24 protein-coding genes are annotated in these 25,837 nt (G+C 64.9%); 12 read left to right on the top strand and 12 right to left on the bottom strand.

All coding sequences use genetic code 11. The annotated features are described in order from the left end of the window. The first annotated feature begins 245 nt into the window (after positions 1 to 245). The 5 genes from LQ564_RS17890 to LQ564_RS17910 are packed head-to-tail and all read left to right on the top strand — an operon-like array spanning position 246 to position 4,042. Positions 246 to 1,346 (top strand): aromatic ring-hydroxylating oxygenase subunit alpha, encoded by a 1,101-nt coding sequence (locus LQ564_RS17890; protein ID WP_231059474.1) that lies wholly within the window; start codon positions 246 to 248, stop codon positions 1,344 to 1,346. A 2-nt stretch (positions 1,347 to 1,348) separates the two neighbouring features. Beyond that, on the top strand, positions 1,349 to 2,269 hold the full coding sequence (locus LQ564_RS17895; protein WP_231059475.1) for a DMT family transporter: 921 nt from the start codon (positions 1,349 to 1,351) through the stop codon (positions 2,267 to 2,269). Between the two features lie 23 nt (positions 2,270 to 2,292). After that, positions 2,293 to 3,147, top strand: coding sequence for a sulfurtransferase (locus LQ564_RS17900; protein ID WP_231059476.1), 855 nt, complete (start codon positions 2,293 to 2,295; stop codon positions 3,145 to 3,147). Positions 3,148 to 3,178: 31 nt separating this feature from the next. Continuing rightward, positions 3,179 to 3,664 (top strand): hypothetical protein, encoded by a 486-nt coding sequence (locus LQ564_RS17905; protein WP_231059477.1) that lies wholly within the window; start codon positions 3,179 to 3,181, stop codon positions 3,662 to 3,664. Between the two features lie 9 nt (positions 3,665 to 3,673). Next, the gene (locus tag LQ564_RS17910; protein ID WP_231059478.1) at positions 3,674 to 4,042 is read left to right on the top strand and encodes a Fur family transcriptional regulator; all 369 of its coding nucleotides are present in this window, start codon (positions 3,674 to 3,676) and stop codon (positions 4,040 to 4,042) included. Between the two features lie 106 nt (positions 4,043 to 4,148). Here the strand turns inward: LQ564_RS17910 and LQ564_RS17915 are convergent, their stop codons facing one another. The 6 genes from LQ564_RS17915 to polA form a co-directional block, all read right to left on the bottom strand. Next, positions 4,149 to 4,529 carry a MerC domain-containing protein gene (locus LQ564_RS17915; protein WP_231059479.1) on the bottom strand — a complete coding sequence of 127 codons (381 nt, stop codon included), beginning with the start codon at positions 4,527 to 4,529 and terminating at the stop codon, positions 4,149 to 4,151. Further along, positions 4,529 to 6,616 carry a TonB-dependent receptor domain-containing protein gene (locus tag LQ564_RS17920; RefSeq protein WP_231059480.1) on the bottom strand — a complete coding sequence of 696 codons (2,088 nt, stop codon included), beginning with the start codon at positions 6,614 to 6,616 and terminating at the stop codon, positions 4,529 to 4,531. The genes LQ564_RS17915 and LQ564_RS17920 overlap by 1 nt, the downstream gene beginning before the upstream one ends. 92 nt (positions 6,617 to 6,708) lie before the next feature. Further along, positions 6,709 to 7,410, bottom strand: coding sequence for a ZIP family metal transporter (locus tag LQ564_RS17925; RefSeq protein WP_231059481.1), 702 nt, complete (start codon positions 7,408 to 7,410; stop codon positions 6,709 to 6,711). A gap of 190 nt (positions 7,411 to 7,600) precedes the next feature. Beyond that, the gene (locus LQ564_RS17930) at positions 7,601 to 8,482 is read right to left on the bottom strand and encodes a dienelactone hydrolase family protein (RefSeq protein WP_231059482.1); all 882 of its coding nucleotides are present in this window, start codon (positions 8,480 to 8,482) and stop codon (positions 7,601 to 7,603) included. Positions 8,483 to 8,563: 81 nt separating this feature from the next. After that, on the bottom strand, positions 8,564 to 9,760 hold the full coding sequence (locus tag LQ564_RS17935; RefSeq protein WP_231059483.1) for a DUF4382 domain-containing protein: 1,197 nt from the start codon (positions 9,758 to 9,760) through the stop codon (positions 8,564 to 8,566). Positions 9,761 to 9,899: 139 nt separating this feature from the next. Then, positions 9,900 to 12,674, bottom strand: a complete 2,775-nt coding sequence (gene polA, locus LQ564_RS17940) for a DNA polymerase I (RefSeq protein WP_231059484.1) — start codon at positions 12,672 to 12,674, stop codon at positions 9,900 to 9,902. Between the two features lie 167 nt (positions 12,675 to 12,841). Between polA and LQ564_RS17945 the strand changes: the two genes are divergently transcribed. From LQ564_RS17945 to LQ564_RS17955, 3 genes are read left to right on the top strand one after another with little or no spacing between them, the layout of a single operon-like run. After that, positions 12,842 to 13,390 (top strand): hypothetical protein, encoded by a 549-nt coding sequence (locus LQ564_RS17945; protein WP_231059485.1) that lies wholly within the window; start codon positions 12,842 to 12,844, stop codon positions 13,388 to 13,390. A 48-nt stretch (positions 13,391 to 13,438) separates the two neighbouring features. Further along, positions 13,439 to 14,398 carry a homoserine kinase gene (locus tag LQ564_RS17950; RefSeq protein ID WP_231059486.1) on the top strand — a complete coding sequence of 320 codons (960 nt, stop codon included), beginning with the start codon at positions 13,439 to 13,441 and terminating at the stop codon, positions 14,396 to 14,398. Then, on the top strand, positions 14,395 to 15,177 hold the full coding sequence (locus LQ564_RS17955; RefSeq protein ID WP_231059487.1) for a BPSS1780 family membrane protein: 783 nt from the start codon (positions 14,395 to 14,397) through the stop codon (positions 15,175 to 15,177). The genes LQ564_RS17950 and LQ564_RS17955 overlap by 4 nt, the downstream gene beginning before the upstream one ends. Positions 15,178 to 15,345: 168 nt before the next feature. Here LQ564_RS17955 and LQ564_RS17960 read toward each other — a convergent pair whose 3' ends face one another. Then, positions 15,346 to 17,667 carry a UvrD-helicase domain-containing protein gene (locus LQ564_RS17960; protein ID WP_231059488.1) on the bottom strand — a complete coding sequence of 774 codons (2,322 nt, stop codon included), beginning with the start codon at positions 17,665 to 17,667 and terminating at the stop codon, positions 15,346 to 15,348. A 55-nt stretch (positions 17,668 to 17,722) separates the two neighbouring features. Then, positions 17,723 to 18,133, bottom strand: a complete 411-nt coding sequence (locus tag LQ564_RS17965) for a GFA family protein (RefSeq protein WP_231059489.1) — start codon at positions 18,131 to 18,133, stop codon at positions 17,723 to 17,725. A 165-nt stretch (positions 18,134 to 18,298) separates the two neighbouring features. Between LQ564_RS17965 and LQ564_RS17970 the strand changes: the two genes are divergently transcribed. Continuing rightward, a complete protein-coding gene (locus tag LQ564_RS17970) occupies positions 18,299 to 18,847 on the top strand; it encodes an SRPBCC family protein (protein ID WP_231059490.1) in 549 nt (182 codons plus the stop codon). A 187-nt stretch (positions 18,848 to 19,034) separates the two neighbouring features. Here LQ564_RS17970 and LQ564_RS17975 read toward each other — a convergent pair whose 3' ends face one another. From LQ564_RS17975 to LQ564_RS17990, 4 genes are all read right to left on the bottom strand, one after another. After that, positions 19,035 to 20,840 carry a M56 family metallopeptidase gene (locus tag LQ564_RS17975; protein ID WP_231059491.1) on the bottom strand — a complete coding sequence of 602 codons (1,806 nt, stop codon included), beginning with the start codon at positions 20,838 to 20,840 and terminating at the stop codon, positions 19,035 to 19,037. Positions 20,841 to 21,050: 210 nt separating this feature from the next. Then, complete coding sequence (locus LQ564_RS17980) at positions 21,051 to 22,157, bottom strand: S-(hydroxymethyl)glutathione dehydrogenase/class III alcohol dehydrogenase (protein ID WP_231059492.1); 1,107 nt, start codon at positions 22,155 to 22,157, stop codon at positions 21,051 to 21,053. A gap of 123 nt (positions 22,158 to 22,280) precedes the next feature. Beyond that, positions 22,281 to 22,775 (bottom strand): GNAT family N-acetyltransferase, encoded by a 495-nt coding sequence (locus LQ564_RS17985; RefSeq protein ID WP_371873511.1) that lies wholly within the window; start codon positions 22,773 to 22,775, stop codon positions 22,281 to 22,283. A 5-nt stretch (positions 22,776 to 22,780) separates the two neighbouring features. Beyond that, positions 22,781 to 24,220, bottom strand: coding sequence for a M28 family metallopeptidase (locus LQ564_RS17990; protein ID WP_231059494.1), 1,440 nt, complete (start codon positions 24,218 to 24,220; stop codon positions 22,781 to 22,783). 227 nt (positions 24,221 to 24,447) lie between these two features. On the opposite strand from LQ564_RS17990, the gene LQ564_RS17995 reads away from it, so the two are divergent. The 3 genes from LQ564_RS17995 (at position 24,448) to LQ564_RS18005 (ending at position 25,764) form a co-directional block, all read left to right on the top strand. Further along, entirely contained in the window at positions 24,448 to 24,948 is a 501-nt protein-coding gene (locus tag LQ564_RS17995) for a hypothetical protein (RefSeq protein ID WP_231059495.1), read from the top strand. A gap of 166 nt (positions 24,949 to 25,114) precedes the next feature. After that, positions 25,115 to 25,312: a hypothetical protein gene (locus LQ564_RS18000; RefSeq protein ID WP_231059496.1), complete on the top strand. Its 198-nt coding sequence runs from the start codon at positions 25,115 to 25,117 to the stop codon at positions 25,310 to 25,312. Positions 25,313 to 25,419: 107 nt separating this feature from the next. Beyond that, positions 25,420 to 25,764 carry a DUF2185 domain-containing protein gene (locus LQ564_RS18005; protein ID WP_231059497.1) on the top strand — a complete coding sequence of 115 codons (345 nt, stop codon included), beginning with the start codon at positions 25,420 to 25,422 and terminating at the stop codon, positions 25,762 to 25,764. Positions 25,765 to 25,837: the final 73 nt, after the last annotated feature.

Consider the following 25,837-nt stretch of genomic DNA (forward strand, 5'->3'; position numbering starts at 1 on the left):
CCAAACGCAACTTGCCTGCCTGACCATACTTTAGCGCCCTCACCTTTCCCCTCATGAATTCCGTGATTTTTCAACAACTTATTTACACGGTATCGTCTCTCGCGCGTGACGGGCCCAGCCCTTGAACCGTGTTTCCACGGTATAATCTCCGGTTCTGTCCGAATTACCGTATTCCTTTTCTTTAAAAATACTGGTCTTTGGATTCTTTCTTCTCTTTGGTGGTACCTGATTAAAGGGGGGTTGGGATGTCCGATCTGGCTACCCACGCCAAGCTGGCGCGCTCCTGCGCGCAGCTTCCGGTAGATGTCTACTTTGACAATGCGCTGATGCAGCGCGAGCTGCAGCAACTGTTTCACAAGGGCCCACGCTACGTCGGCCACGAATTGATGGTGCCCGAGGTCGGCGACTTCGCCACGCTCGCCTCCGAAAACGAAGGCCGCATGCTGGTCCGTAATGCGGGCGGCATCGAGGTGCTGTCCAACGTCTGCCGCCATCGCCAGGCGCTGATGTTCAATGGCCGCGGCAATGCGAACACCATCGTGTGCCCGCTGCACCGCTGGACCTACGACCTGAAGGGCCAGCTGATCGGCGCGCCGCACTTCCCGGAGACGCCCTGCCTGAACCTGTCGAAGACGCCGCTGCAGAACTGGAACGGCCTGCTGTTCGAGCAGAACGGCTATGACGTCATGGACAAGCTGAAGAACATGGAGGTCACAAAAGACCTCGACTTCAGCGGCTACATGTTCGACCACGTCGAGATCCACGAGTGCGACTACAACTGGAAGACCTTCATCGAGGTCTACCTGGAAGATTACCACGTCGAGCCCTTCCATCCGGGCCTGGGCAACTTCGTCTCCTGCGACGACCTCAAATGGGAGTTCGGCCGCGACTACAGCGTGCAGACCGTGGGCGTGAACCGCGCGCTGCAGAAGGCGGGTTCGCCGGCCTATAAGAAGTGGCAGGAACAGGTCCTGAAGTTCAACAACGGCCAGCCGCCGAAGTACGGCGCGATCTGGCTGACGCTGTACCCGAACATCATGGTCGAGTGGTACCCAAACGTGCTGGTGGTGTCGACCCTGTGGCCGATCGGCCCGCAGAAGACCCGCAACGTGGTCGAGTTCTACTACCCGGAAGAGATCGTGCTGTTCGAGCGCGAATTCGTCGACGCCGAGCGCGCCGCCTACATGGAAACCGCGGTCGAGGACGACGAGATCGCGCTGCGCATGGATGCCGGCCGCAAGATACTGCTGGAGCGCGGCGTCAACGAAGTCGGCCCGTACCAGTCGCCGATGGAAGACGGCATGCAGCACTTCCACGAGTGGTACCGCAGCAAGCTGGAACTGTAAGGATGCCCGCACTCTGGATGCTGTTCGCCAGCTTCGCGTTCGCCGCCATGGGCGCGGGCGTGAAGCTGGCTTCCGAGTTCTACTCCACCTCCGAACTCGTCATGTACCGCGGCCTGATCGGCACGCTGGTGCTGTTCATGATCGTGCGCCACCGCGGCGGCACCTTCCGCACCGTCTTCCCCAAGGAGCACATCTTCCGCAGCGCGGTCGGCGTGGTCTCGCTGTGGCTGTGGTTCTTCGCGATTACGCGCCTTCCCCTGGCGACCGCCGTCACCCTCAATTACATGGCGCCGATCTGGATCGCCGCCTGGATGTTCGCCACCGGCTGGTGGACCGGGACCAAGGTGGCCGAATGGCCGCTGGTGCTGGCGATCGCCATGAGCTTCTTCGGCGTGACCCTGGTGCTGCAGCCGGCTTTCGAGTCGAACCAGTGGCTGGGCGGGCTGGCGGGCGTGTGCTCGTCGGTGATCTCGGCGATGGCCTATATGCAGGTGCGCAAGCTCGGCCAGATGGGCGAACCGGAGTACCGCGTGGTGTTCTACTTCTCGCTGACGACCTTCCTGGCCGGCCTGGCGGGTGTGCTGGCGGGCGACGGACCGAAAGGCGCCGTGTTCCAGAGCCACACCCTGGGCAGCGGCCTGCTGCTGCTCGGGATCGGCGTCGCCGCCCTGATGGCGCAGATGGCGATGACGCGCGCCTACCGTGTCGGCAAGGTGCTGGTGGTGGCGAACCTGCAGTACACCGGCATCGTATTTTCCAGCCTGTGGGGCCTGGCGCTGTGGGGAGATTCCTTCGACTGGCACGTGTGGCTGGGCATCGGCGTGATCCTGGTGTCGGGCGTGGCCGCGACGTTCTACAATACCCGCAGTACCGCCAAGGGCGCCGTGGTCAAGGATACCGACCCGATCGCCAGCGAGACATGAATACTGAGCTGAGGAGCTTACAGATGTATACGACCCTGATCAGCGCCACCGAACTGTCCGCCCGCATCGACGATGCGAATGTCGTCGTTGTCGACTGCCGCCACGATCTGATGAACCTGGCCGCCGGCCGCGACGGCTATTCCATTGGCCACCTGCCCGGCGCCGTGTTCGGCGACATCGAGACCCATCTGTCGGGCGCCAAGCGCGGCGCGGACGGGGTGTTTCGCGGCCGTCACCCGCTGCCGGAAAAGGAAGCGTTGATTGAGACCCTGCGCGGCTGGGGCGTCAACGACGACACGCAAGTGGTGGCCTACGACGCCCACGGCGGCATGTTCGCGGCGCGCCTGTGGTGGCTGCTGCGCTGGCTCGGTCACGAAGCGGTCGCGGTGCTCGATGGCGGAATGGCGGCGTGGCAGTCGATCGGGCAGCCGCTGGCGACCGAGGTCCCTGCGCCTGCGCGCGGGAACATCACGGTGCGCGCGCCCTTCGTGCCGACCGTGACGGTGCTTGAAGTCATGGACAATCTGGACAAGGGCGAGCGCACCGTGATCGATGCGCGCGCCAACGACCGCTTCCGCGGCGAGAACGAAACCATCGACCCGGTCGGCGGCCACATCCCCGGCGCGAAGAACCGCTTTTTCAAGGACAATCTGCAGGCCGACGGCCGCTTCAAGGATGCGGCCAGCCTGCGCGAAGAATTTTCGAGACTGGTCGAACGGCCGGAACAGGCCATCATGCAGTGCGGTTCCGGCGTGACCGCCTGCCACAATCTACTGGCGATGCAGGTCGCCGGCCTGCCGGGCGCCGCCCTGTATCCCGGCTCCTGGAGCGAATGGGTGGCGGACGACAGCCGTCCGGTCGCCACCGGCCCGGCGTGAAGCGTCGAGGCGGCGTATGAAGAAGAATGCGATGAAAGATGATGACGTGAAAACCGTCGCGGCCATGCCGGCAATGCCGGACGCCGTGGCGAGCGCGCTGGGCAACTGGGTCCAGCAGGTGGCCGAGCAGACCGCCGCGCCGGCGCGCGAAGCGCTGGCCAGGGTGGAGTCCGAGGTGGGCGAGCTGCAAGCCGAGATCGACCGCCTGAACACCGAGCTGCGCGACGCGCGCAAGGTGGCGGCCGACGCCCTGGTGAGCAAGGCGAAGGACCAGCTGGCGATCGACGGCAAGGACCGTCAACTGGCCGATCTGCGCGGTCAGCTCGAGCGCAACGTCGCGGCCCAGGCGGTCGAATCGGATGCGCGCCTGGCCGCCGAGATGGAACTGGTCGGCGCCGCCACCGCGCGCGACAATTTCGAAGCGGAGCTGAAAACCCTGCGCGGCCAGCTCGACAAGTCCTATGCCGAACGCAGCACCCTGCGCGCCGAGCTCGAAGCCCTGCGCGCGAAGAAATAAGGTACCCACATGGAACGCAACACACGGCAGCGCAAGGCAATCCACCAGTCGATGTCCGACGCCGGCCGCCCGCTCGCCCCGCAGGAAATCCTCGAACACGCGCAAGGCGTGGTGCCGGGCATGGGCCTGGCGACGGTGTACCGCAACATCAAGTCGATGCTGGAGGCGGGGGAGATCACGACGGTGTCGCTGCCGGGTGGCGGCGACCGCTATGAGATCGCCGGGCATGGCCACCATCACCATTTCCACTGCCGCTCGTGCGACAAGGTGTATGAAGTCCACGCCTGCCCCGGGGATATGCAGAAGCTGACGCCCGATGGCTTCGTGCTCGAATCGCACGAATTGACCCTGTACGGCCTCTGCGCCGACTGCCGGTAGGATGGGCCTGGGCGGCCCCGCGGGCCTCCGCCCACGCGTTCAACTCCCGGATATTCAGTAGCGACGCATTATTTCGCTGAACGCACGGACGGCAGAGCCGTCCACCCTATGAACAATCCTTGCAGTAGCGGTGATTGCGCAGGTGGGCGCCCAGTAGCAACAGGCTGCTGATCACAGCCCCCACCGTCTCCGCCACTTCACCAAGCTGCGGCCCCAGCACGAACACGGCCACCAGGAAGCTCACCAAGCCCGCTACGCCGAGCATCAAGGCCGCCGGATCGCGGTGCTTCACATAACCCGGCACCAGCGCCAGCAACACCGGCGCCGTCACCCCCAGCAGCAGCGCATCGTGCAAGGCATGATGCTCCCCACCCAGCCCCAGCAAGGGAAACGCGGCCAGCACCAGCGGCATCGCCAGGCAGTGCGCCAGGCACAGCGCGGACGCCGCCATGCCGGCATAGTCCGCGAAACGAATCAGACTCTTCATCAGAACACGAAGCGCAGTCCCGCCGTGATGTTACGGCCCGGGAGCGGCGCCGCTTCCTTGATGAAGGAGGTGTGGCTGAAGGCCAGTTCGTCGGTCAGGTTGTTGATGCGGGCGTAGAGTTGCGCCGGCACGCCGCCGATGCGGGTCGTGTAGTGGCCACCCAGGTTCACCATATTGTAGCCACCGGTCGTGCCCTCGAATTCCGCCACCCGGTCCTGCTTGCCGACCCGGACCACTTCCACCATGCCGTGCCAGGCCTGCCAGTCCGCATTCACGCGCGCGCCGATGCGGTGGGCCGGGATGCGCGGGATGTTGCGGCTGCCCTCCTCGCCCTTGTCGAAGCGCGCCCGCACCATGTCGCCGAACAGCGTGCCCTCGACCATGTTCGAGAACTTGTGGCGCACCTCGCCTTCCAGGCCGGTGAAGACCGCGTCGCGCTGGGCGTACTCCACCAGCTGGAAGCCTTCATGGTTGTCCAGCGTGCGCGCATAGATATAGTTGTCGACCTTGTTGTGGAAGGCGCTCAGCGAGAAAGTGGTGTCGCCTTCGAACTTGCGCAGGGTGACGTCGATGTTGTTCGAGGTTTCCTTGCCCAGGTCCTGGTTGCCGACCTCGTAGGTCGCGGTGGCCAGGTGCACGCCGTCCGCGTACAGCTCTTCGGAAGTCGGCAGGCGATGGCTGCGCGCGACGCCGGCGCGCAGCGAGTACTGGGGCTGGAACTTCCACACCGCGCCCAATGCCACCGAGGTGCCGCGCGCGTCGGTGTCGCGTGCGCTCGCGCTGTCGACCTTGATGTCCTGCCATTCATGGCGCGCGCCCGCCTCGAAGCGCCAGTTATCGAGCTTGTATTCCTCGGTGATGAAGGCCGCGTGTTTCCTGGTGACGGTCGGCGGCACATAGGCTTCCTCGCCGACGGTGTTGAAATCACGGCGCGTGGTCTGCAGGCCGAACACGCCGCGCACGCCACCGACTGGCGCGTGTTCCATCTCGACGCGCACGTCGTGGCCCTTGTTCAGGAAGCTGGTGGCGACCACGCCCTCCTCCAATTCATCGTGACGGTAGTCGGTGAACGATGCGCGCAGGCGCGCCTTGGTGATGCCGGCCATCGGATTGCGGTACTCGCCGCGCACGTCCCAGCGGTCGCTGTCGAGCTTCACGACCGGCACCTCTTCGCCGTGTTCGTGCTCATGCTCGTGGTCGTGGCCTTCCTCTTCCTCTTCATGCCCATGCCCGCCGCAGTGCAGGTGGTCTCCATGCGGGTGGCAGCTCTCGAATTCGTGGTTGTGGCCCGGGATGCCGTACTCGGTGCGCTCCTTGGTGTAGGCCGCACCGATATAACCGCGCTCGCCCACCCACGACAGGCCGACCGTGCCGCTCTCGGTCTCCTTGTAGCTGCCGTTGACGCGGCGGCCTTCATCCCAATCCTTGCCGACGCGGTAGTCCCCCGCATCGCGCTTCACGCCTTCCGCATGCACCGCGATATTGCCCGCGCCGCCGGTAATTTCGAACGCGCCGGTCTTCTCGCGCGCCACCGAGTTGGCGCGCAGTTCCATGCTGCCCTCGACCGGTTTGGCCGGCATCTGCGTCGGGATCTTGCGGTCCAAGATATTTACCACGCCGCCCACCGCGCCGCCACCATAGGCCAGCGCCGACGGGCCGCGCAGCACTTCGATGCGCTCGGCCAGGATGGGTTCGAAGCCGACCGCGTGGTCCGGGCTGATGGTCGAGGCGTCCTGCACTTCGGCGCCGTCGGACAGGATCTTCACGCGCGGGCCGTCCATGCCGCGGATCACCGGACGGCTGGCGCCGGCGCCGAAGTGGCTCGAGGTGATGCCCGGCTGGTTGGCCAGGGTCTCGCCGATGGTCGATTCGCGTGCCCGCACCAGGGCGCCGCCGGACAGCGAGGTCACCGGCGTGATCATGTCGTCCTCCAGCACGCCCAGGGTGCTGGCCGAGACCACGACGGTCGGCACGCTGTCCGGATCCGTGCTCAGGCGGCTGGAATCCGTCTGCGCGTGGACAGCGGGAGCGAAAGCAAACAGGATCGCCACGGCGAGCGGCGTGCGTTGAAGGGTGCGGACGGACATGGGACGGCTTCCTCTGACGTTGAACTTCGGTAATGATAGGTCATTATCATTAAACACGCAAACTCAACGTTCAGAAAAAGCGCATCGAAAAATCAGGAAGCGTGATTCAGGGCGACGACGATCGCCACGCCGAGAAGAATCAGCAGCACCTGCGGCACCGATTCCTTCACGGTGGCGCGGCGCTGCATCTGCGGCATCAGGTCGCTGACCGCGATGTAGATGAAGCCCGAGGAGGCGAACACCAGCACGTAGGGAATCAGGCCGCTGGCGTTGTCGAGGGTGAAGTAGCCGAGCAGGCCGCCCAGCACCGACATCAGGCTACACAGCAGGTTGAAGAGATAGGCGCGCAGGCGCGAGAAGCCGGCATTGAGCAGCACGATGAAGTCGCCGATCTCCTGCGGGATCTCGTGGGCCACGATGGCGAGCGCCGTGACGATGCCAAGCTCCGGATTGGCGAGGAAGGCGGCGGCGATCAGGATGCCGTCGGTGAAGTTGTGCATGCCGTCGCCGACCAGGATCATCCAGCCGGACTTGCCCGCCTGGTGGGCGTCGTGGCCGTGCGCGTGGTGGTGGCCGTCGCCTTCATGATGGTGCGAATGGCGCAGGATCGCCAGCTTCTCCAGCACGAAGAAGGCGAGCAGGCCGCCCAGCAGGGTCGCGAACAGGCTGCGCGGATCGGCGCCCTTGCCGAAGGCTTCCGGCAGCGCGTGCAGCAGCGAGGTGGCCAGCATGATGCCGACCGAGAGGCTGACCATGCGCTCCACCACCTTCGACAGCAGCGCGAACGAAAACACGGCAGCGCCGGTAATGCTGACGACGCCGGCGACCAGGGTCGCCAGCAGGATGGAACTCAGGATGGGATCGATTTGGATGCCTCTTGTGCTGGACTTGCATCACAGCTGCGAATGAGAACTCATTCGCGCTGCAAACCCGACATTGTAACCTGTCCGGCCCGACTCCTGTGCAAGCCCGCTCGGCCCGGGATCAGGCGACGCCGTTCTTGGCGAACCAGTTCAGCGCCTTGCTCCAGCCATCCTTGGCATCGTCGGCGTTGTAGCTGGGACGGTAGTCGGCGTGGAAGGCGTGGCCCGAATTCGGATACACGTGGATCTGCGAGCGGCTGTTGCCCGAGTCGAGGGCCTTGCGCATGCGCTCCACCGAATCGAGCGGGATGCCGGTGTCCTTGGCGCCATACAGGCCGAGCACCGGCACCTTCAGGCCCTGCGCGACGTCGATCGGGTGCTTCGGCTGCAGCGGATTGGCCTCGCCCACCAGGCGGCCGTACCAGGCCACGCCGGCCTTGACGTTCGGGTTGTGCGCCGCGTACAGCCAGGTGATGCGGCCGCCCCAGCAGAAGCCGGTGATGCCCAGCTTGTCGGTATTCCCGCCGCGCTGCTTGGTCCATTTGACGATGGTGTCGAGATCGTCCATCACCTGGGCGTCCGGCACTTTCGCGATGATGTTCTTCATCAGGTCCGGCATCGGGGTCCTGGTGGCGTCGCCCTGGCGCACGAACAGGTCCGGCGCCACGGCCAGGTAGCCGGCCTTGGCGAAGCGGCGCACCACGTCCTTGATGTGCTCGTGGACGCCGAAGATCTCCGAGATCACCAGCACCACCGGCAGGTTGGTGCGGTCCTTGGGCTGGGCGCGGTAGACCGGAACGTCCTGCCCGTTGACGACGACGATGTGGTCGGCGGCGTCCAGGCCATCGGTACTGGTCTGGATCTGGGTCTGCGCCACCACCGGCAGCGCCGCCACGGCGAAGCCGCTGCCGACCGCCGCCTTCAGGAAGACGCGGCGATCGACGCCGTTATCGAATGCGCTGGTGGCGAGCAGGCTTTCGCCGTCCGAAATCAGGTCTTTCATGAACGTCCTCCGAAGATGAAATGGATAGAAATAGCAACGTTATCTTATCAGTATCGGTTTTGGACGGTGCGGACCTGAATTTCAATTGTGCAATCTGGTCTCCAGCAGCGCGAGGTCGACGTCGTGTCGATTGGCGGCGCCGATGTCCACCTCCTCGGCGGCGCCGCCGGACGCCTCGATCCGGTAGCTGCCGCCCGCCTCCCCGGCGCTGAACGCCAGCGGCAGCGCCTCGCTGTAGCGCGCGAACTGCGGCGCGCCCACCGGCAGCCGGTCGATGGTGTAGGCGCCGCTGGCCAGGTCCGCGCCCGCGTACTTGATGGTGACGGTCGGTCCGCCTTCGACGTGCTGCTTGGCCGCGACGAACACCGGCTCGCCGCCCGCCGCGGCCTTGTCCACCTCCCCGCCGATCGATCCGCTGGCGCCCGGCGCGAGCAGGATCGGCGCGCCCAGGGTGCTCAGCACCGTGTGGCTGGTGCTGGAAGCGACCGGCACCCCGGCCACCACGCTGGCCGCGCTGTTGTCGGCCGTGATCACCACGTCGTAGTCGCCCGGCGCCAGGCGCGACAGGAAGAATTCGCCGGTGGCCGGATCCGGCGTGGTGGCGCCGACGATGACGCCGTCCTGCTGCGCCGACACCTGCACGCCATGCCCGAGCAGCGCGGTGCTGACGAAGCCGGTGATGCCGTTGGCGGCCACCGGCACCACCTTCACCGAGGGCTTCAAGGCATACCTGCCCTTGCCGCGCGTGAGAACCGACTTGCAGGCGTCGAAGTCGAGCACGACTTCGGTCGCATGGCCGGCGCGCACCTCGAAGGCGCCGGCGAGCCGGATGCTGTCGGCGTCGCGCGTCTCCAGCGGCAATTCGCTGCGGCCGTCATGCGGGACCACGGTATGGGCCATGCCGCCCGCATCCGCGCCCAGCACCAGGCGCAACTGGGCGTAGTGCCCCGCCTCGAGCGTGGCCTGGCCGAGCGCTTCGAGCGCGCCGTTGGACAGGTTCAGGAGGTTGATCTTGCGGGCCGGATGCAGGGCGATGTCGGTCCAGCCGGCGTCGCCTTCCAGCGCAGCGGCGCTGCGGTGCACGCGCACCTTGTCGACGGTGACGTTGACGGCGTCGAAGCCGCAGGCGGGAGCATCGGTGAGGGACACGGCCAGGGTGCCGAGGGTGTTGACCGGCGCGGGCCGCTCGCCACCAATCTCGCCGCCACAGGCAACCAGCACCGCGGCGCCGAGCAGCACGACGCCGATCAGGGCGGCGCGGGTTTCGTTTCTGAGCATGGGATCCTTTCGTCGCGCCGTATGGACGGCGCTTGACCGGATCTTAACATTCCCTGCGGCAATTGTTACGCAGCACGGTTCAGTTGAAACATTTGCTTACGCTTTTGCACCCCATTCGCGCGTTCGACCGAGGAATGCGTCAATGCGCTTCCTCCCAGTTCGCGCCCACGCCGGTTTCGGCCACCAGTGGCACCTTCAACTCCGCCACACTCGCCATCAATTCCGGCAGTTTCACACGCACCAGCTCCAGCTCCGCGTCCGGCACCTCCAGCACCAGCTCATCGTGCACCTGCATGATCATGCGCGTGCCCAGCTTCTCGGTCTCGAGCCACCCCTGCACCGCAATCATGGCCAGCTTGATCAGGTCCGCCGCCGTCCCCTGCATCGGCGCATTGATCGCCGCGCGTTCGGCGCCGGCGCGGCGCGGGCCGTTCGGGGAGTTGATCTCGGGGAGCCAGAGGCGGCGGCCGAACACGGTCTCGACATAGCCGCGCGCCTTGGCCGCCAGGCGCGTCTCGTCCATGTACTGCTTCACGCCGGCGAAGCGGGCGAAGTAGCGCTCGATGTAGTTCGACGCGGCGCCGCGCTCGATGCCCAGGTTCTGGGCCAGGCCGAAGGCGCTCATGCCGTAGATCAGGCCGAAGTTGATCACCTTCGCATACCGGCGCTGCTCGCTCTGCACCTCTTCCGGCGGGATGCCGAAGATCTCGGCGGCGGTGGCGCGGTGGATGTCCTCCCCTTCCGCGAAGGCCTTCAGCATCGCCGGGTCGCCCGAGATGTGCGCCATGATGCGCAGCTCGATCTGCGAATAGTCGGCCGAGACGATCACGCTGCCCGGCGGCGCAACGAAGGCCTCGCGGATGCGGCGGCCCTCGGCGGTGCGCACCGGGATGTTCTGCAGGTTCGGCTCGTTCGAGGACAGGCGCCCGGTGATCGCCACCGCCTGCGCGTAGTTCGTGTGCACGCGGCCAGTCTTCGGATTGACCATCTTCGGCAGCTTGTCGGTATAGGTCGACTTCAGCTTCGACATGCCGCGGTGCTCGAGCAGGATCTTCGGCAGCGGGAAGTCCTCCGCCAGCTTCTGCAGCACCTCCTCGTCGGTCGACGGCGCGCCGGTGGCGGTCTTCTTGATCACCGGCAGGCCGAGCTTGCCGAAGAAGATCTCGCCGATCTGTTTCGGCGAGCCGAGGTTGAACGGGCCGCCCGCCGCTTCGTAGGCCTGCTGCTCCAGCTCCTGCATGCGCGCGCCGAGTTCCCCCGACTGCTTCTGCAGCAGTTCCGCATCGATCAGCACGCCGTTGCGCTCGATCTTCTGCAGCACTTCCATGGTCGGCATCTCGATGTTGCGGTAGATGTAGGTGAGGCCCTTGTCGGCTTCGACGTGCGGCAGCATGGTCTGGTGCAGGCGCAGCGTAATGTCGGAATCCTCGGCCGCGTATTCGGTGGCGCGGTTCAGTTCCACCTGGTCGAAGCAGATCATGTTCGCGCCCTTGCCGCACACGTCGACGAAAGGAATCGTGGTGTAGCCCAGGTGGCGCATCGCCATGGTGTCCATGTCGTGCGGCTTGTGCGACTCGAAGACGTAGGACTGCAGCAGCGTGTCGTGCACGATCCCGGCGAGCCTGATGCCGTGGTTCTCGAAGATGTGCATGTCGTACTTCAGGTTCTGGCCCAGCTTCGGCTTGGCCGGATTCTCCAGCCACGCACGCATGCGCTCCAGGGTCTGCTCGCGATTGAGCTGGTCCGGCGCGCCCGCATAGCGGTGCGCCAGCGGGATGTAGGCGCCCTTGCCCGCTTCCACCGACAGCGAGATGCCGACCATTTCCGCCGTCATTGGATCAAGCGAGGTGGTCTCGGTATCGACCGAGGTGAGTTCCGCCGCGTCGACCAGCGCCAGCCATTTGTCCAGCTGTTCTTCAGTGAGCACCGTCTCGTACTCGCCCTTGATGATCGGCATGCCCGGCAGCGTCCCGGAGGCGCCTTCGGGGGAATTGAGCGGCGCGCCATTCGGGCCCGCGCCGCGCGCCGGCGCCACCGCGCCATCCGCGCGCGCCGCGCCGCCCAGGTCGCGCAGCATGGTCTTGAAGCCGTAGCGCTGGAAGAAGTCGCGCAGCGCTTCGGCGTCTTCCGGGCGGCCGACCAGGGTTTCCTCGAACGAGACCACGTGGTTCACCAGGTCGCAGTCGGTCTTCACGGTGATCAGTTCGCGGCCCTTCGGCAGCCATTCGAGGGCGGCGCGCAGGTTCTCGCCGACCGCGCCGCTGATCGCATGCGCGTTCTCGATCACGCCGTCGAGCGAACCGTGCAGGGTCAGCCACTTGACGGCGGTCTTCGGGCCGCACTTGCTCACGCCCGGGACGTTGTCGACGGTGTCGCCGATCAGGGTCAGGTAGTCGATGATGCGGTTCGGCGGCACGCCGAACTTGGCGACCACGCCGGCTTCGTCGAGGCGGTCGTTGGTCATGGTATTGATCAGCATGACCCGCTCGTTGACCAGCTGGGCCAGGTCCTTGTCGCCGGTCGAGATCACGGTCTTCATGCCGCGCGCGTAGGCCTGCACCGCCAGGGTGCCGATCACGTCGTCGGCCTCGACGCCTTCGACCATCAGGATCGGCCAGCCCAGGTGGCGCACCACCTCGTGGATCGGTTCGATCTGCTTGCCGAGGTCTTCCGGCATCGAGGCGCGCGTCGCCTTGTATTCCGGATACAGGTCGTCGCGGAAAGTCTTGCCCTTGGCGTCGAACACGCAGGCAATGTAGGCCGCAGGAAAGTCGGCGCGCAGGCGGCGCAGCATATTGACCATGCCGTGCATGGCGCCGGTCGGGAAACCGTCCGCGCTGCGCAGGTCGGGCAGCGCGTGATAGGCGCGATAAAGATAGCTGGAACCGTCGACGAGCAGCAGGGTATTTTCCATGGGCGAAGAATCAAAAAGTGGGGTCGCAAGAGTATCCGCCATTATCGCAGAATCGGTCCGCCGCCTCCCACCCTTGCATGCCGGACACAGCGGTGGAAATGCGCGCACTTTTCACAGAGGATGCTGCCTGTTTGTTACAATGGACTAAACGACACAAGGTGACCATCATGTTGCGCACATCTTCCCGCCTGAAACTCCTCACGCTGTCCCTGATCATTCCAGCCGGCATGGCCGCCGCCCAGCAATCGATGCCGGCGCAGCCGGGCCAGCAACCGGGTCAGCAACAGACGCAGACGCAAGTACAGCCGCAGAACCGGCAGCAGACCCAGCCGCAACAGCGCCCCAGCGAGCGGCCGCCCGAACTCGAACGCATCGAACCGGGCAGCGACACCCCGGCGACCACGATTCCGTCGAAGGAACGTACCCGCATCACCGAAAAGCGCGACAACCGCGGCCAGGTGACCGACGTCGAGGTGCAGAGCGGCCCGAGCCGCTACACCCTGAAGCCGAACACGCAGGTCGGCACCGCCCTGCCGGGCGACGCCATGAGCTCGCAGCGCGGCCCGCAGTGGACCGTCAAGGAATTTGACTTCGGCAATCCGAAGAAACAGGACACGGCCGCCCAGCCGGTCGCGCCTGCCCCGGCCCGTGCCGGCGTGCCGCCGCGCGCCGATGCGCCGCCACCGCCGCCGCTCGAACCCGTCGAGAAAAAATAAACCGTTGCCGCCCGCGTGGCGGCCTCCTTCACCTTTTGTTGCTGGCACATGGCAGTTTTCACCGCGGTCACACTGGACGACCTCCACCAGTGGATCAAGCAGTTCCCCCTCGGCCGCGCCCTGGCGCTCGACGGCATTTCTTCCGGCATCGATAACAGCAACTTCTTCCTGACGACGGAACGGGGCGAGTACGTCCTCACCATCTTCGAGAACCTGCGCTTCGAGCAGCTGCCCTTCTACGTCCAGCTGATGCGCCACCTGGCCGAACGCGGCATCCCGGTGCCGGCGCCGGTGCCGACAGCTAGCGGCGAGCTGGTGGTGACCCTGCACGGCAAGCCGGCCATCATCGTCAGCCGCCTGAGCGGCGCCTCGCAGCTCGACCCGCAGCCGGTGCACTGCGCCGAAGTCGGCCGCATGCTGGCGCGCATGCACCTGGCCGGCCGCGATTTCGATCTGCACCAGCCGAACCTGCGCGGCCTGGACTGGATCCTGGCGACCGCGCCGCAGGTCCAGCCCTATTTGAGCGACGGCGAGGCCGCGCTGCTGCGTAGTGAAACCGCATTCCAGTCGGCGTTCGCGGCAGGTTCCGCCTACGCCGCCCTGCCGCGCGGTCCGGTGCACGCCGACCTGTTCCGCAACAACGTTATGTTCGAAGGCGAGCGCCTGAGCGGCTGCTTCGATTTCTACTTCGCCGGCGTCGACACCTGGCTGTTCGACGTCGCCGTCACCGTCAACGACTGGTGCATCGACCTCGCCACCGGCGTGCTCGATGAAGCGCGGGTGCGCGCCCTGCTGGACGCTTACCACGCGGCGCGGCCCTTCACGCAGGACGAACAGGCCGCCTGGCAGCCGATGCTGCGCGCCGGCGCCCTGCGCTTCTGGCTCTCGCGCCTGTACGACCTCCACCTTCCCCGCGCGGCCGAACTGCTGACGCCGCACGATCCGACCCATTTCGAACGCATCCTGCGCGAACGCATCGAACGCGCCGCCCCCGCACTGCCCTTATGAATTCTCTCCCCGCAATCACCGGCTGGCACTGGCTCAAGCAAGGCGCCGGCCTGTTCCGCAAACAGCCCGCCGCGCTGGCCACCCTGCTGTTCGCGAACATCCTGATCAGCCTCGGCGTCAGCGCCCTGCCCTTCGTGGGGCCACTGGTGGTCTCGCTGCTGATTCCCTCGTTCTCGCTGGCCTTCATGCAGGCCTGCCTGATGATCGAAAACGGCCAGCGCGTGACGCCGGCCGTCCTGCTCACCGGTTTCCGCAAGCCGATCTTCCCGACCCTGTGCAAGATCGGCCTGGTCTATCTCGGCATCAGCCTGGTGCAGCTGGTGCTCGTCTACCTGCTGATCGACCAGGAAGCGATGCAGGAAATGGCGCGCCAGAGCCGCGCCGGCGAACAGCCGCAAGTCTCGGGCGCCTTCATGCTGACGGTGATCCTGATCGCCCTCCTGAACCTGGTGGGCGTCATCACGATGTGCTTCGCCGGCCCGCTGACCTACTGGCAGAAAATGCCGCCCGGGAAAGCGACCTTCTACAGCTTCTTCGCGGTGCTGAGGAGCGCCCGCGTGTTCCTGGTGATGCTGCTGGCCTGGTTCGCGATGTTTGTTGCGATTACCATGGTGCTGGCGATGCTGCTGGGTGGGAGCAGTTTTACCAGGGTGCTGATCATGTGGCTGATCTTTTTGTTCGTGCTGTTGCTGCAATGTGCGCTGTATGCGGGATACAGGCAGATTTTCGGCAAGCCAGTAGATGGTGCGCAGACCGGGCCGGTCAATCTCAGCAAATAGATTGTGTCGATTTGTTTGTTGGCTTAAAAACCGTCATTCCCGCGCAGGCGGGAATCCAAGCTTGCAAACGTTACGATAGCGCCAGCAAAATTAGGCTCCCGCCTTCGCGGGAGCGACGGTCTGCAGGGGAACGCAGAGAATCAACGTGCAGCAGTTGTAAGGCCGGAATCAACGCCCCACACGCTCCAGCTTCGCCACCGACAAATCCAGCACCTTCATCCCCGCCGCGCCGAAATTGATCTGCGCGCGCGCCGCCCCCGCCCCGCCTTCGATATTCACGATCACACCCTCGCCGAACTTGGCGTGCGCCACCGTCTCGCCGACGCGCCAGCCGGCGCCGTTGCCGGCGGCTGACTTCTGCGTGATTTGCTGCGCGATCCGGTTGTCGGTCCCGTTGCGGAATTCCGTGTCGTCCCACGCCGTTTGCGACTTGCGGCCGGCGAACCAGTTGGTCTGCACGCGCGGCGACAGCCACTTGATCGACTCTTCCGGCAGCTCGTCGAAGAAACGCGACTTCATGTTGAAGCGGGTCTGGCCGTGCAGCATGCGCTGCTGGGTGAAGCTCATGTACAGGCGCCGGCGCGCGCGCGTGATCGCCACGTACATCAGGCGCCGTTCTTCATCGACCCCATCGAGCTCGCGCGCGCTGCTCTCGTGCGGGAACAGGCCTTCCTCCAGGCCGGTGATGAAGACCGCGTCGAATTCCAGGCCCTTGGCCGAGTGCACGGTCATCAGCTGCATGGCGTCCTGCCCGGCCTGGGCCTGGGCGTCGCCCGCTTCCAGCGACGCGTGGGTCAGGAAGGCGGACAAGGGCGACATCACGCTCGGCAGCGGCGCGCCGCCGTCGAGCACCTCGACGCCGTCGTCCAGCACGATCGCCTCGCCCGCCTGCGGCAGCGACGGCGGCCCCAGGTGGGCAGGGGCGGCAATCCCGAAGCCTTCTTCCTGCACGAACTGGGTCGCCGCATTGACCATCTGCTCCAGGTTTTCGATGCGCTCGGCGCCTTCCTTTTCCTTCTGGTAGTAGTCGAGCAGGGTACTGCGCTCGAGCACCACGCGCACCAGTTCCGGCAACGGCAGCTGCTGGGTCTCGAAGCGCGCGCCCTCGATCAGCTTCACGAAGGACCCCAGTACCGAACCCGCCTTGCCGGTCATATAGGGCACCGCCGCGTACAGCGAGATGCCGTAGGAGTCGGCCGCCATCTGCAGCTGCTCGATCGAGCGCGCGCCAATGCCGCGGGTCGGGAAGTTCACCACGCGCAGGAAGGCCGAATCGTTATGCGGGTTGTCCATCAGCTGCAGGTAGGCGATCGCGTGCTTGACCTCGGCGCGCTGGAAGTAGCGCAGGCCGCCGTAGACGGTATAGGGAATGCCGGCCGCGAACAGCGCGTGCTCGATCACGCGGCTCTGCGCATTGGAGCGGTACAGCACCGCGATCTCGCTGCGCGGCACGCCTTCGCCCATCAGGCTCTTGGCTTCCTCGATGATCCACTGCGCCTCCTCCAGGTCGGACGAGGCCTCGTATACGCGTACCTGCTCGCCCTGCCCCGCGTCGGTGCGCAGGTTTTTCCCCAGGCGCTTGGGGTTGTTGGCGATCAGGTAGTTGGCGCTGTCGAGGATGTGGCCGAAGGAGCGGTAGTTCTGCTCCAGCTTGATCAGGTTCTTGACGCGGAATTCGCGCTCGAAAGCCTGCATATTGCCGACGTTGGCGCCACGGAAGGCGTAGATGCTCTGGTCGTCGTCGCCCACTGCGAAGATGGCGCCGCCGCCTTCCTCGTCGTGGCCGGCCAGCAGTTTCAGCAGGTTGTACTGTAGATCATTGGTATCCTGGAACTCGTCCACCAGGATGTGGCGGAAACGCATCTGGTAGTGGTGGCGCAGCGGGCCATTGCGCGCCAGCAGTTCGTAGGAGCGCAGCAGCAGCTCGGCGAAATCGACGACACCCTCGCGCTGGCACTGGCCTTCATACAACTCGTACAGTTCGATCATGCGCCGCTCGATCGGGTCGTTCGGCTCGAGGCGATTGGCGCGCAGGCCCTGCTCTTTCGCGTTATTGATGAAGTACATCAGCGCCTTGGCCGGGTACTTTTCATCATCCACGTTGGCCGCCTTGAGCATGCGCTTGATCAAGGACAGCTGGTCTTGCGAATCCAGGATCTGGAAGGTCTGCGGCAGCGCCGCGTCCTTGTAGTGGGTGCGCAGCAGGCGGTTGCACAGACCGTGGAAGGTGCCGATCCACATGCCGCGCGTATTAATCGGCAGCATCGAGGACAGGCGGGTCAGCATCTCCTTCGCCGCCTTGTTCGTGAACGTCACCGCCATGATGCCGGCCGGCGAGACCTGGCCGGTCTGGATCAGCCAGGCGATGCGGGTGGTCAGCACGCGGGTCTTGCCGGAGCCGGCGCCCGCCAGGATCAGCGCGCTTTGCGACGGTAAAGTGACAGCGGCAAGCTGTTCTTCGTTCAAGTTGTGGAGGAGATCGGTCTGCATGTGGCCATTATATACCGGCCGATTTACTGTATGTCCATCCAGTAGGCTGCCGGGTTCACGTTCCGGGACCGGCGCTGCGGGTGGAAGGGTACTCCGGCAGGCCATCCGCGAGTTTGACCCAATGCAGGCGGCTGCGTACGAAAGTATGGTCGCCCGGCGGCACCGCGTTCGGATCGTCGAGCGAGCAGTTGGTAATGTCGAGCTCCTCGGGCCAGCGGCCGTCTTCGAAGGTCAAGGTCGTGCCGCATTGCGGGCAAAAGCCGCGCAGCACCTGTTCACTGGAAGAAAAGCGCGCCGGCTCGCCTTTCGTATAGCGGAAATCGGCGCGGCGCGCGCTGAACCAGGCCAGCGCCGGGGCGCCGGAAATCCGGCGGCAGTCGGTGCAATGGCACAGCGTACTGTTGAAGATCCCGCCCTTGACCTCGTAGCGAACTGCACCGCAGAAACAACCTCCCTGCAAATCCATGTCCCACTCCTTTCGCGCCGCAAACAAATATGTCCAAGCGACCTCATCAGTATAAGCGGCCCATCGATTCGCGCGCCGCATGATTGTCATTTCGCTTATTTTAATGACAGATTCGCGACAGATCGCGAGGCCTTCGTGCCTGACTTTCACTCAAAGGAGAACCATATGCTCAACCGCGTTGTTACCGTCGCCGCGCTCGCCGTCGGCGGCATGCTGCTGTCCAAGAAACTCAAAGGAAGCCGCAATGGCTTCGGCGCCAGCTCGTCGGTGACCGAGACCATCGAGATCAACGTCCCGGTGAAAACCGCGTACAACCAGTGGACCCAGTTCGAGGACTTCCCGCAGTTCATGAAGAGCGTCAAGGAAATCCGCCAGCTGGACGACAAGCACCTGCACTGGAAAGCCAACGTGGCCGGCGAAGACAAGGAATGGGACGCCGAGATCACCGAACAGATCCCGGACACGCGCATCGCATGGCGCAGCGTCACCGGCGTGAAGAACGGCGGCGTCGCCGACTTCCACAAGATCTCGGACACCTGCTGCCGCGTCACGGTCCAGATGGACTATGAGCCGGAAAGCGCCCTCGAGTCCGTCGGCGACGCCTTCGGCGCCGTGCGCATGGAACTGCGCGGCAACCTGCAGAACTTCAAGGAACTGCTGGAAAAGCGCGGTTCGGAAACCGGCGCCTGGCGCGGCAAGGTCGACCAGCACTAAGCGGCTGTTCGCACCAATAAGAACGCCACCTTGCCGGTGGCGTTTTTTTCAGCCCGCGTTGTTCGACTTCGTCGCGAGTGCCGTACGGTGGGCAATCCTTTGCCCACGCGTTCAACCAGTAGAAGCGTCGCCTCGATGCATCCGTAAGTCGAACGCGTGGGCGGAGGACCGCCCACCCTACAAAACCTTAGCCCGCCTGCGGCACCGGCTTGGCCAGGCCTTTTTCACGCGCTTCCTTGATCAGGGCGCGCACGGTCTTGTCGGCCGCATGGGTTTCCCGCTCCATTTCCTTGCCCAGCGCGCCCATCTTCTTGCCGATCGCATCCATCGGCTTGCCGGCCTCGCCCATGCGGCGGCCGATCTCATCCATCGACTGCTGCGCCTGGCGCACACCAGGCTGCTGCCATTCCTGGCCGATGCGCTGGCCTTCCGCCGACATCTGGTTGCCGAGTTCGCTCATGCGGCGGCTGAGGCGTGCGCGTTCCTCGTCATCGGCGCGGTGCATCTGCTTGCCGAGCTCCTCCATCTGCTTGCCCAGTTCCTTCATGCGGGCCTCGGCGGCGCGGGTCTGCTTGTCGTCGACCTTCATGCCGCGCGCGGCGACATCCATCTCCTTGCCGAGCGCATCCATGCGCTTGCCATGCACGTCCATTTCCTTGCCGTAGGCGTCCATCTGCTTGCCGAGCTTGTTCACCGGCGCCCAGGCCGCATCCACCCTGGCCATCAGGGCGGCGTCCTGGATGTAATAGGCCTGGCCGTCTTCGCGGAACCAGACGAAGTCGCCGCCGATCCTTTTCCTGGCCTGCTTGATCTCGTCCCAGTCATCGCTGCTGCCGCTCATGGACACGCCCTTGTCGGTGCTGCGCACCACGGCGTAGGGATGTTCGCTGCGTGCGGTGCTGATGCTGACGTTGCCGTGCCGCGTGACGACCTGGTCGGCCTGCACGACGGTGGCGGCTTTTTCTTGCGGCTCGGCTGCGGCGTGGGCCGGCGCGGCCCAGGAATAGAAGGCGGCGCTGACGGCCAGGCCGAGGATGGGCAGCGCGAGCTTCCAGTTCAGGGCTTCGGCTTCGGGGCGAACCAGGCGTTTGATACGGGACATGAGATTTCCTCCGTGGGCTGCCAAGGCAGGTTGTGGGGTGAACTGGAACAGGTCCAGTTCGGACAATGCAAGTGCCAGGCGCCGCGGTTCGCCTAGCGTGCTTGCGGCTACATCATCTGCAATCTGTTCGCGCTCTTCGCGGATCCGGTTCGACAGCCACCACACGGCCGGGTGGTAGAACAGCAGGATCTCGATCGCGCTCTGGATCAAATTCACCAAGTAGTCACAACGGCGGACGTGGGCCAGCTCGTGCGCCAGCAGCGCTTCCAGCAGCTGCGGCGGCATGCCCGACACCAGGGAGGCCGGCACCAGCACCACCGGCCGCCACCAGCCGGCCGTCACCGGGCTGGTCAAGTCGTCGACCAGGCCCAGCGCCACGCGGCGGGCGATGCCCATGCGGCGCGCCAGCTCGTCGAGCCGCGCCTGCCAGGCCGGGTCGACCGCATAGCGGCCGGGCTGGCTTCGCTCGCGCACCCACATCAGGCCAAGCAGCATGCGCAGCGCCAGCACCCCGGCGCCGATGGCCCAGAACAGCACCACCAGCGACAGGCGCTCCTGCAGGGCGTCTTCCCACCCCGCGAAGCGTCCGGCCTCGAACACCACCGACTGCACCGCCGCTGGCGCGGCATCCGTGCCCGCGACCGCCAACATGGTGGTCACGCCACCCTCCTCCATCTGGGCCAGGCGCTGCACCGTGCCGGCCAGCGGCAGCGCGGCGCACAGCAGCAGCGCGCCGCAGGCCACCAGGTAGCGTGCTTGCGGACGCGCCTTGCGCATCGCCGCCAGGACCAATGCCGCGGCCCAGCCGACCAGCAGGCCCTGCCACAGGAAATCGATCAGCGCCCAGGCCAGGGCCGGCGCGGCGTTCGCAAGCAGCTCGTTCAGGTTCATCGTTGCTCCCTCGTTGACAACTAGATTAAAAGTTCTAGATAAAATTGTCTAGAACTTTTTTTCTACTTTTAGCCGGAACGAAGCCGGCGATGTGTCAGGGTAGGCGTATGCACGCAGCCAGGCCACCCCGGTGCGACAGGCGGCAGGAAACGCGGAATGGATGGAAAAGCGGAGGGAAGGACGGGCCGGGCGGCCCGTCCGGGGAGATGCTTAGAACACGACCACCGAGCGGATCGACTCGCCCGACTTCATCAGGTCGAAGCCTTCGTTGATGCGCTCGAGCGGCAGGTGGTGGGTGATCAGGTCATCGATGTTGATCTTCTTTTCCATGTACCAGTCGACGATCTTCGGCACGTCGGTGCGGCCGCGCGCGCCGCCGAAGGCGGAGCCCTTCCACTCCCGTCCCGTCACCAGCTGGAACGGACGGGTCGAGATTTCCTGGCCGGCCGCCGCCACGCCGATGATGATCGACTGGCCCCAGCCCTTGTGGCAGCACTCCAGCGCCTGGCGCATGACGTTGACGTTGCCGACGCACTCGAAGCTGTAGTCGGCGCCGCCGTCGGTCAGCTGGACGATCGCATCGACCACGTTCTCGACCTTGGTCGGGTTGATGAAGTGGGTCATGCCGAACTTGCGCGCCATCGCTTCGCGTTCCGGGTTCAGGTCCACGCCGATGATCTTGTCGGCGCCGACCATCTTGGCCGCCTGGATCACGTTCAGGCCGATGCCGCCCAGGCCGAACACGACGACGTTGGCGCCCGCCTCCACTTTCGCCGTGAAGATCACGGCGCCGATGCCGGTGGTGACGCCGCAGCCGATGTAGCAGATCTTGTCGAAGGGCGCGTCCGAACGCACCTTGGCCAGCGCGATCTCCGGCACCACGATGTAGTTCGAGAAGGTCGAGGTGCCCATGTAGTGGTACAGCGGCTGGCCGTCCAGAGAAAAGCGCGAGGTCGCATCCGGCATCAGGCCGCGGCCCTGGGTCGAGCGGATTGCCTGGCACAGGTTGGTCTTCTGCGACAGGCAGAATTTGCACTGGCGGCATTCCGGCGTGTACAGCGGAATCACGTGATCGTCCTTGCGCAGGCTGGTCACGCCGGGGCCGACGTCGACCACCACGCCCGCGCCTTCATGGCCGAGGATGGCGGGGAACAGGCCTTCCGGATCGGCGCCCGACAACGTGTAGTAGTCGGTGTGGCAGATGCCGGTGGCCTTCACCTCGACCAGCACCTCGCCCGCCTTCGGGCCTTCGAGTTCGACTTCCTCGATCGTGAGCGGGTGGCCCGCCTTCCAAGCAACGGCTGCCTTCGTCTTCATGTTTTTCCTTCCTGAACCATGAGCATGAATGGGACGCCGCGCGCGAGGCGGCGCCATAAAGGACGAAATGATAACAAGGCTGGCGAATCGGTGCGCCGCCTTGCCTCGAAATATCACCTGTGTTTACAAGGGGAAGCCAAGTCGCATGCGCTGTTCCATCAGCGTTTCGCCTGGTCGCATCGGGTACGGCTCGTCCACCGCAACGAAGCCCGCGCGCGTGTAAAGCCGCAGTGCGCCGGCATTCGTGCAGTTCACGCCGAGCTGCATGCGGCGCGCCCCTCGCGCCTGCGCCCACGCCACCGCCTGGTCCAGCAACGCTCGAGCGACGCCGTGGCATCTAGCCGCCGGCGCCACCCACATCTGGTACAGGTTGACGAGGTCCGGGGCCTGGGCATCGACCTTGGCCCAGCACAGGCCGACCAGCTGCCCGTCCATTTCGGCGCCGAGCGGACAGTCGATGCCGGACGTTGCCGCCCGCGCGAGCCGCGTCTCCCACTCCGTCAATGGCCAGGCCTGCGCCTCGGCCAGCGTGGCGCCGAAGGCGTCCGGCGCATCCGCCAGCGCCTGCAGGCGGATCGCGCGGTAGGCCTGCCACTCGTGCGGCTGCAGGCGGCGCACCTCCATCACTTGGCGGGCGCGGCGCCGGTCAGCTCGCGGCCCTTGGCGGCGTAGTTGACGGCCTTCGGCACGCTGGTCCACTCCGGACGCTTGGCGTCATTGGCGACGTCGTACACGCCCGCCGCCAGCATGCGCGTCACGCGCGCCATATTGTCATAGTCGAGCTTTTCCCAGGTGTCGTCCTTGCCGTGATAGTCGGGGAAAGCATAGGCCACCGACAGCGTGTGGGCCGGGACGCCGGCGTCGGCCAGGGCCTGGTTGTCGGCGCGCGAGAAGAACATGTCGCTGAACGAGGCGTGCTTCCACAGCTTGATGCCGGTGCGCTCGGCGCTCTTCTTCATGGTCTCGCTGATGGTCGAATAGTCGAAGCCGGTCATGGCGATGGTGCCGACCTGCTTGCCTTCGCTGTCGTCGGTGCGGCCGGTCTGCTCCAGGTTGATCATGGCGACGGTGTCCTTCAGCGGGAACACCGGATGGCGCGCGTAGTACTTCGCGCCCAAGAGGCCCAGTTCCTCGCCCCAGAAGGTCATGAACACGATGCTGCGGCGCGGACGCTCCTTGCCTGCGCTCAGGGCCCTGGCGATCTCGATGGCGGAGACCACGCCGCTGGCGTCGTCGTTGGCGCCATTGAAGACTTCGCCGTCGCGGATGCCGACGTGGTCGTGGTGGGCCGTGACCAGCACGTAGGTGCTCTTCAGGCTCGGGTCGGAACCGGGCAATACGCCAACGACGTTGCGCAGCTTCACGGGACGCAGCGCAGCCGCCGCCACTCGCGCGGTAACCGTGGCGCCACTCTTCTCCAGTGCGGCTGCAGCCTCGGGAGCCTGCAGCACCAGCACCGGCACGGCGCCGGTGGCCGGCGCCTGCGCCGGATCGACCAGCCAGCCGCCGGTGCCGGCGCTCTGGCGCTTTTCCTTGTCGATCAGGACCACCAGGCGCGGCTTGCTCGTCAGCTTCTGCTGCAGCACGCGCCCGGCGCCGGGCACCGGACCGGCCGGCACCACCAACACCTTGCCGTCGGCGGCGGCGTTGTTTTCGAGCGCGTCCTTCCAGGTCATGTACACAGCCGCGCCGTTGGCCACCGAGACCGCATCCAGGAAGTTGCCGGTTGCAGCACCCGCGGGTACCTCGATGGTGGCGCCGCCGGCCTTCACGCTCAGGACCACGTCGCCGGCCTTGCGCTCCGCGTACTGCCAGGTCGCAGTCTGGTAATAGCCGTCGTCACCAGCCGGCTCCAGGCCCGCGGCGCGGAACTGGGACGCGATGTACTCGGTCGCCACGTCCTGGCCGCGCGACGGCGTGCCGCGGCCTTCGAGCAGGTCGGAAGCCAGGAAGGAGACATGACCGCGCAGGGCGTTTGGCGAGATCGAGTCGAGCTGGTTCGGGCCGGTGGCGCAGCCGGCGGTGGTGAGGGCGATGACGAGGGCAGAGAGCTGGAGACGCATGCGGTTGCTTTCGATGAGATGGCAAGAAAAGCAATATCGCACGGCAAGGCGAAGCGGTCAACGGACCTGTGTCCCGCTGGCTTCATGAATACATACGCGCGTCGCATAAAGACGCGCCGGGGCGATCGATCCATCCGGATTAGCGATGAGATCATCCGATTCGGGCGCAACGGCCGGGTTCGGCCAAAAGCGGACCTTCGCCAATTCTGGAACCCTAAACTTCGCTTATGAACCCGCTGACCTGGAACGATCTATTTGTTGACGCATCGCTACTCGACTTTAAAGTACTGTTTGCGGAATGGCCGGGTTTGGAGAATGGCGTGATTCGTCCTATCGGCGCTTCTGCATTTGGTGATTTGTTCTACGAGCGCAGGTCACGCGAGGTAATGAAGTTAGACGTGTTGGAAGGTGGGGTGCACCCGGTTGCTGCTAGCTTCCAGCAGTTCGGCGAGTTGATGAATTCTCCCAAATGGCAGGAGCAGCATCTTCTAAGTCAAGGAGTTGCTTTGCTCAAAGAGCATAGGGTTTCTCGTGGCCCAAGCCAGTTTTTCGGGTTCGCCCCGCACCCTTCATTTGTGGGAAAGATTGACTGCTCCAGTGCAATGCCACTTGATGCTGTAGTGTGGAACTCGATCTGCGCGCAGACGCTAGGCGTTGCTCCGCCAGAAGAGCCGGAGGTGCCCGACGTTCCTCGAAAACGGCCATGGTGGAAGCTCGGAAAAGGCTAGAGCGAAGGTCTGCTGTGGGTTGGCAGCAGCCAGTCGTGACAGTCCGTGGATTTTTCGGCTCGGCAACCTGCTATCTTGGACGGAACGGCCGACCTCGGCAGCAAGCGGGTGTCAGGCTTGTCCGTGTGGCCAATTGGCTGTCGAGGAAACCTACTGGAGAGCAGATATGGGTGAATGGTCAGAATATTTTGAAGACTTTCCGGAAGAAAATCAGGCTAACTATGTCGCGGGAAGATTTGATCCCGCGGGCGCCGACGCGCAGCGTAAGGCCGAGCAAGCATCGGCACTAAAACTGCGGAAGGAGCAGCAACAACTCGACGCAGAGATCGCTGCCATCGTTCAGAAACATAAACCCGTAAAGTAGGCGCGGAAATAATGCCCACTTCGACCGGCTGTTTTCGACCAGAAGCGGTCCCTCGAAAAGGCCTGCGGCGTACCTGTTTGAAGTCTCTATAGGAATGGACAAACTGCATGAAAAAATTCGCGTTGACCGCTGATCAGATTAAGCCCCTTGCAACGGGTCGAGGTGGGTGTATTGCCACGGACAGGATCACCGTTGACGGAAGGCCGGTAGGGTATATGGTCCGTGAGCCAAGCACGCGTCAGCATGACAGCGGATGGTGTTTCATGGCCGGGGACGAGACGCAGGATTACATGGATGATCCATCCCATCATGGCATTTACGATGTGAACACGATCGCCAACTACTCTCCGGATATCACATCGTTACTCGATGCGCCGCCATGCAGCGCTTTTGAACGCGATGCAGCGACGGGCAAGTTGGTTGCTGTTATGTATGAGGCCCCGCTCGAATAGGACCAAGTTTTCGGACATGCGATCGTCCGCTATGGGTCGAAAGCAGCCGGTCGTGTACCTCTTATACCCTGCA

This window comes from Massilia phyllostachyos (genome assembly GCF_021044825.1).
Classification (GTDB): Bacteria; Pseudomonadota; Gammaproteobacteria; order Burkholderiales; family Burkholderiaceae_D; genus Telluria; species Telluria phyllostachyos.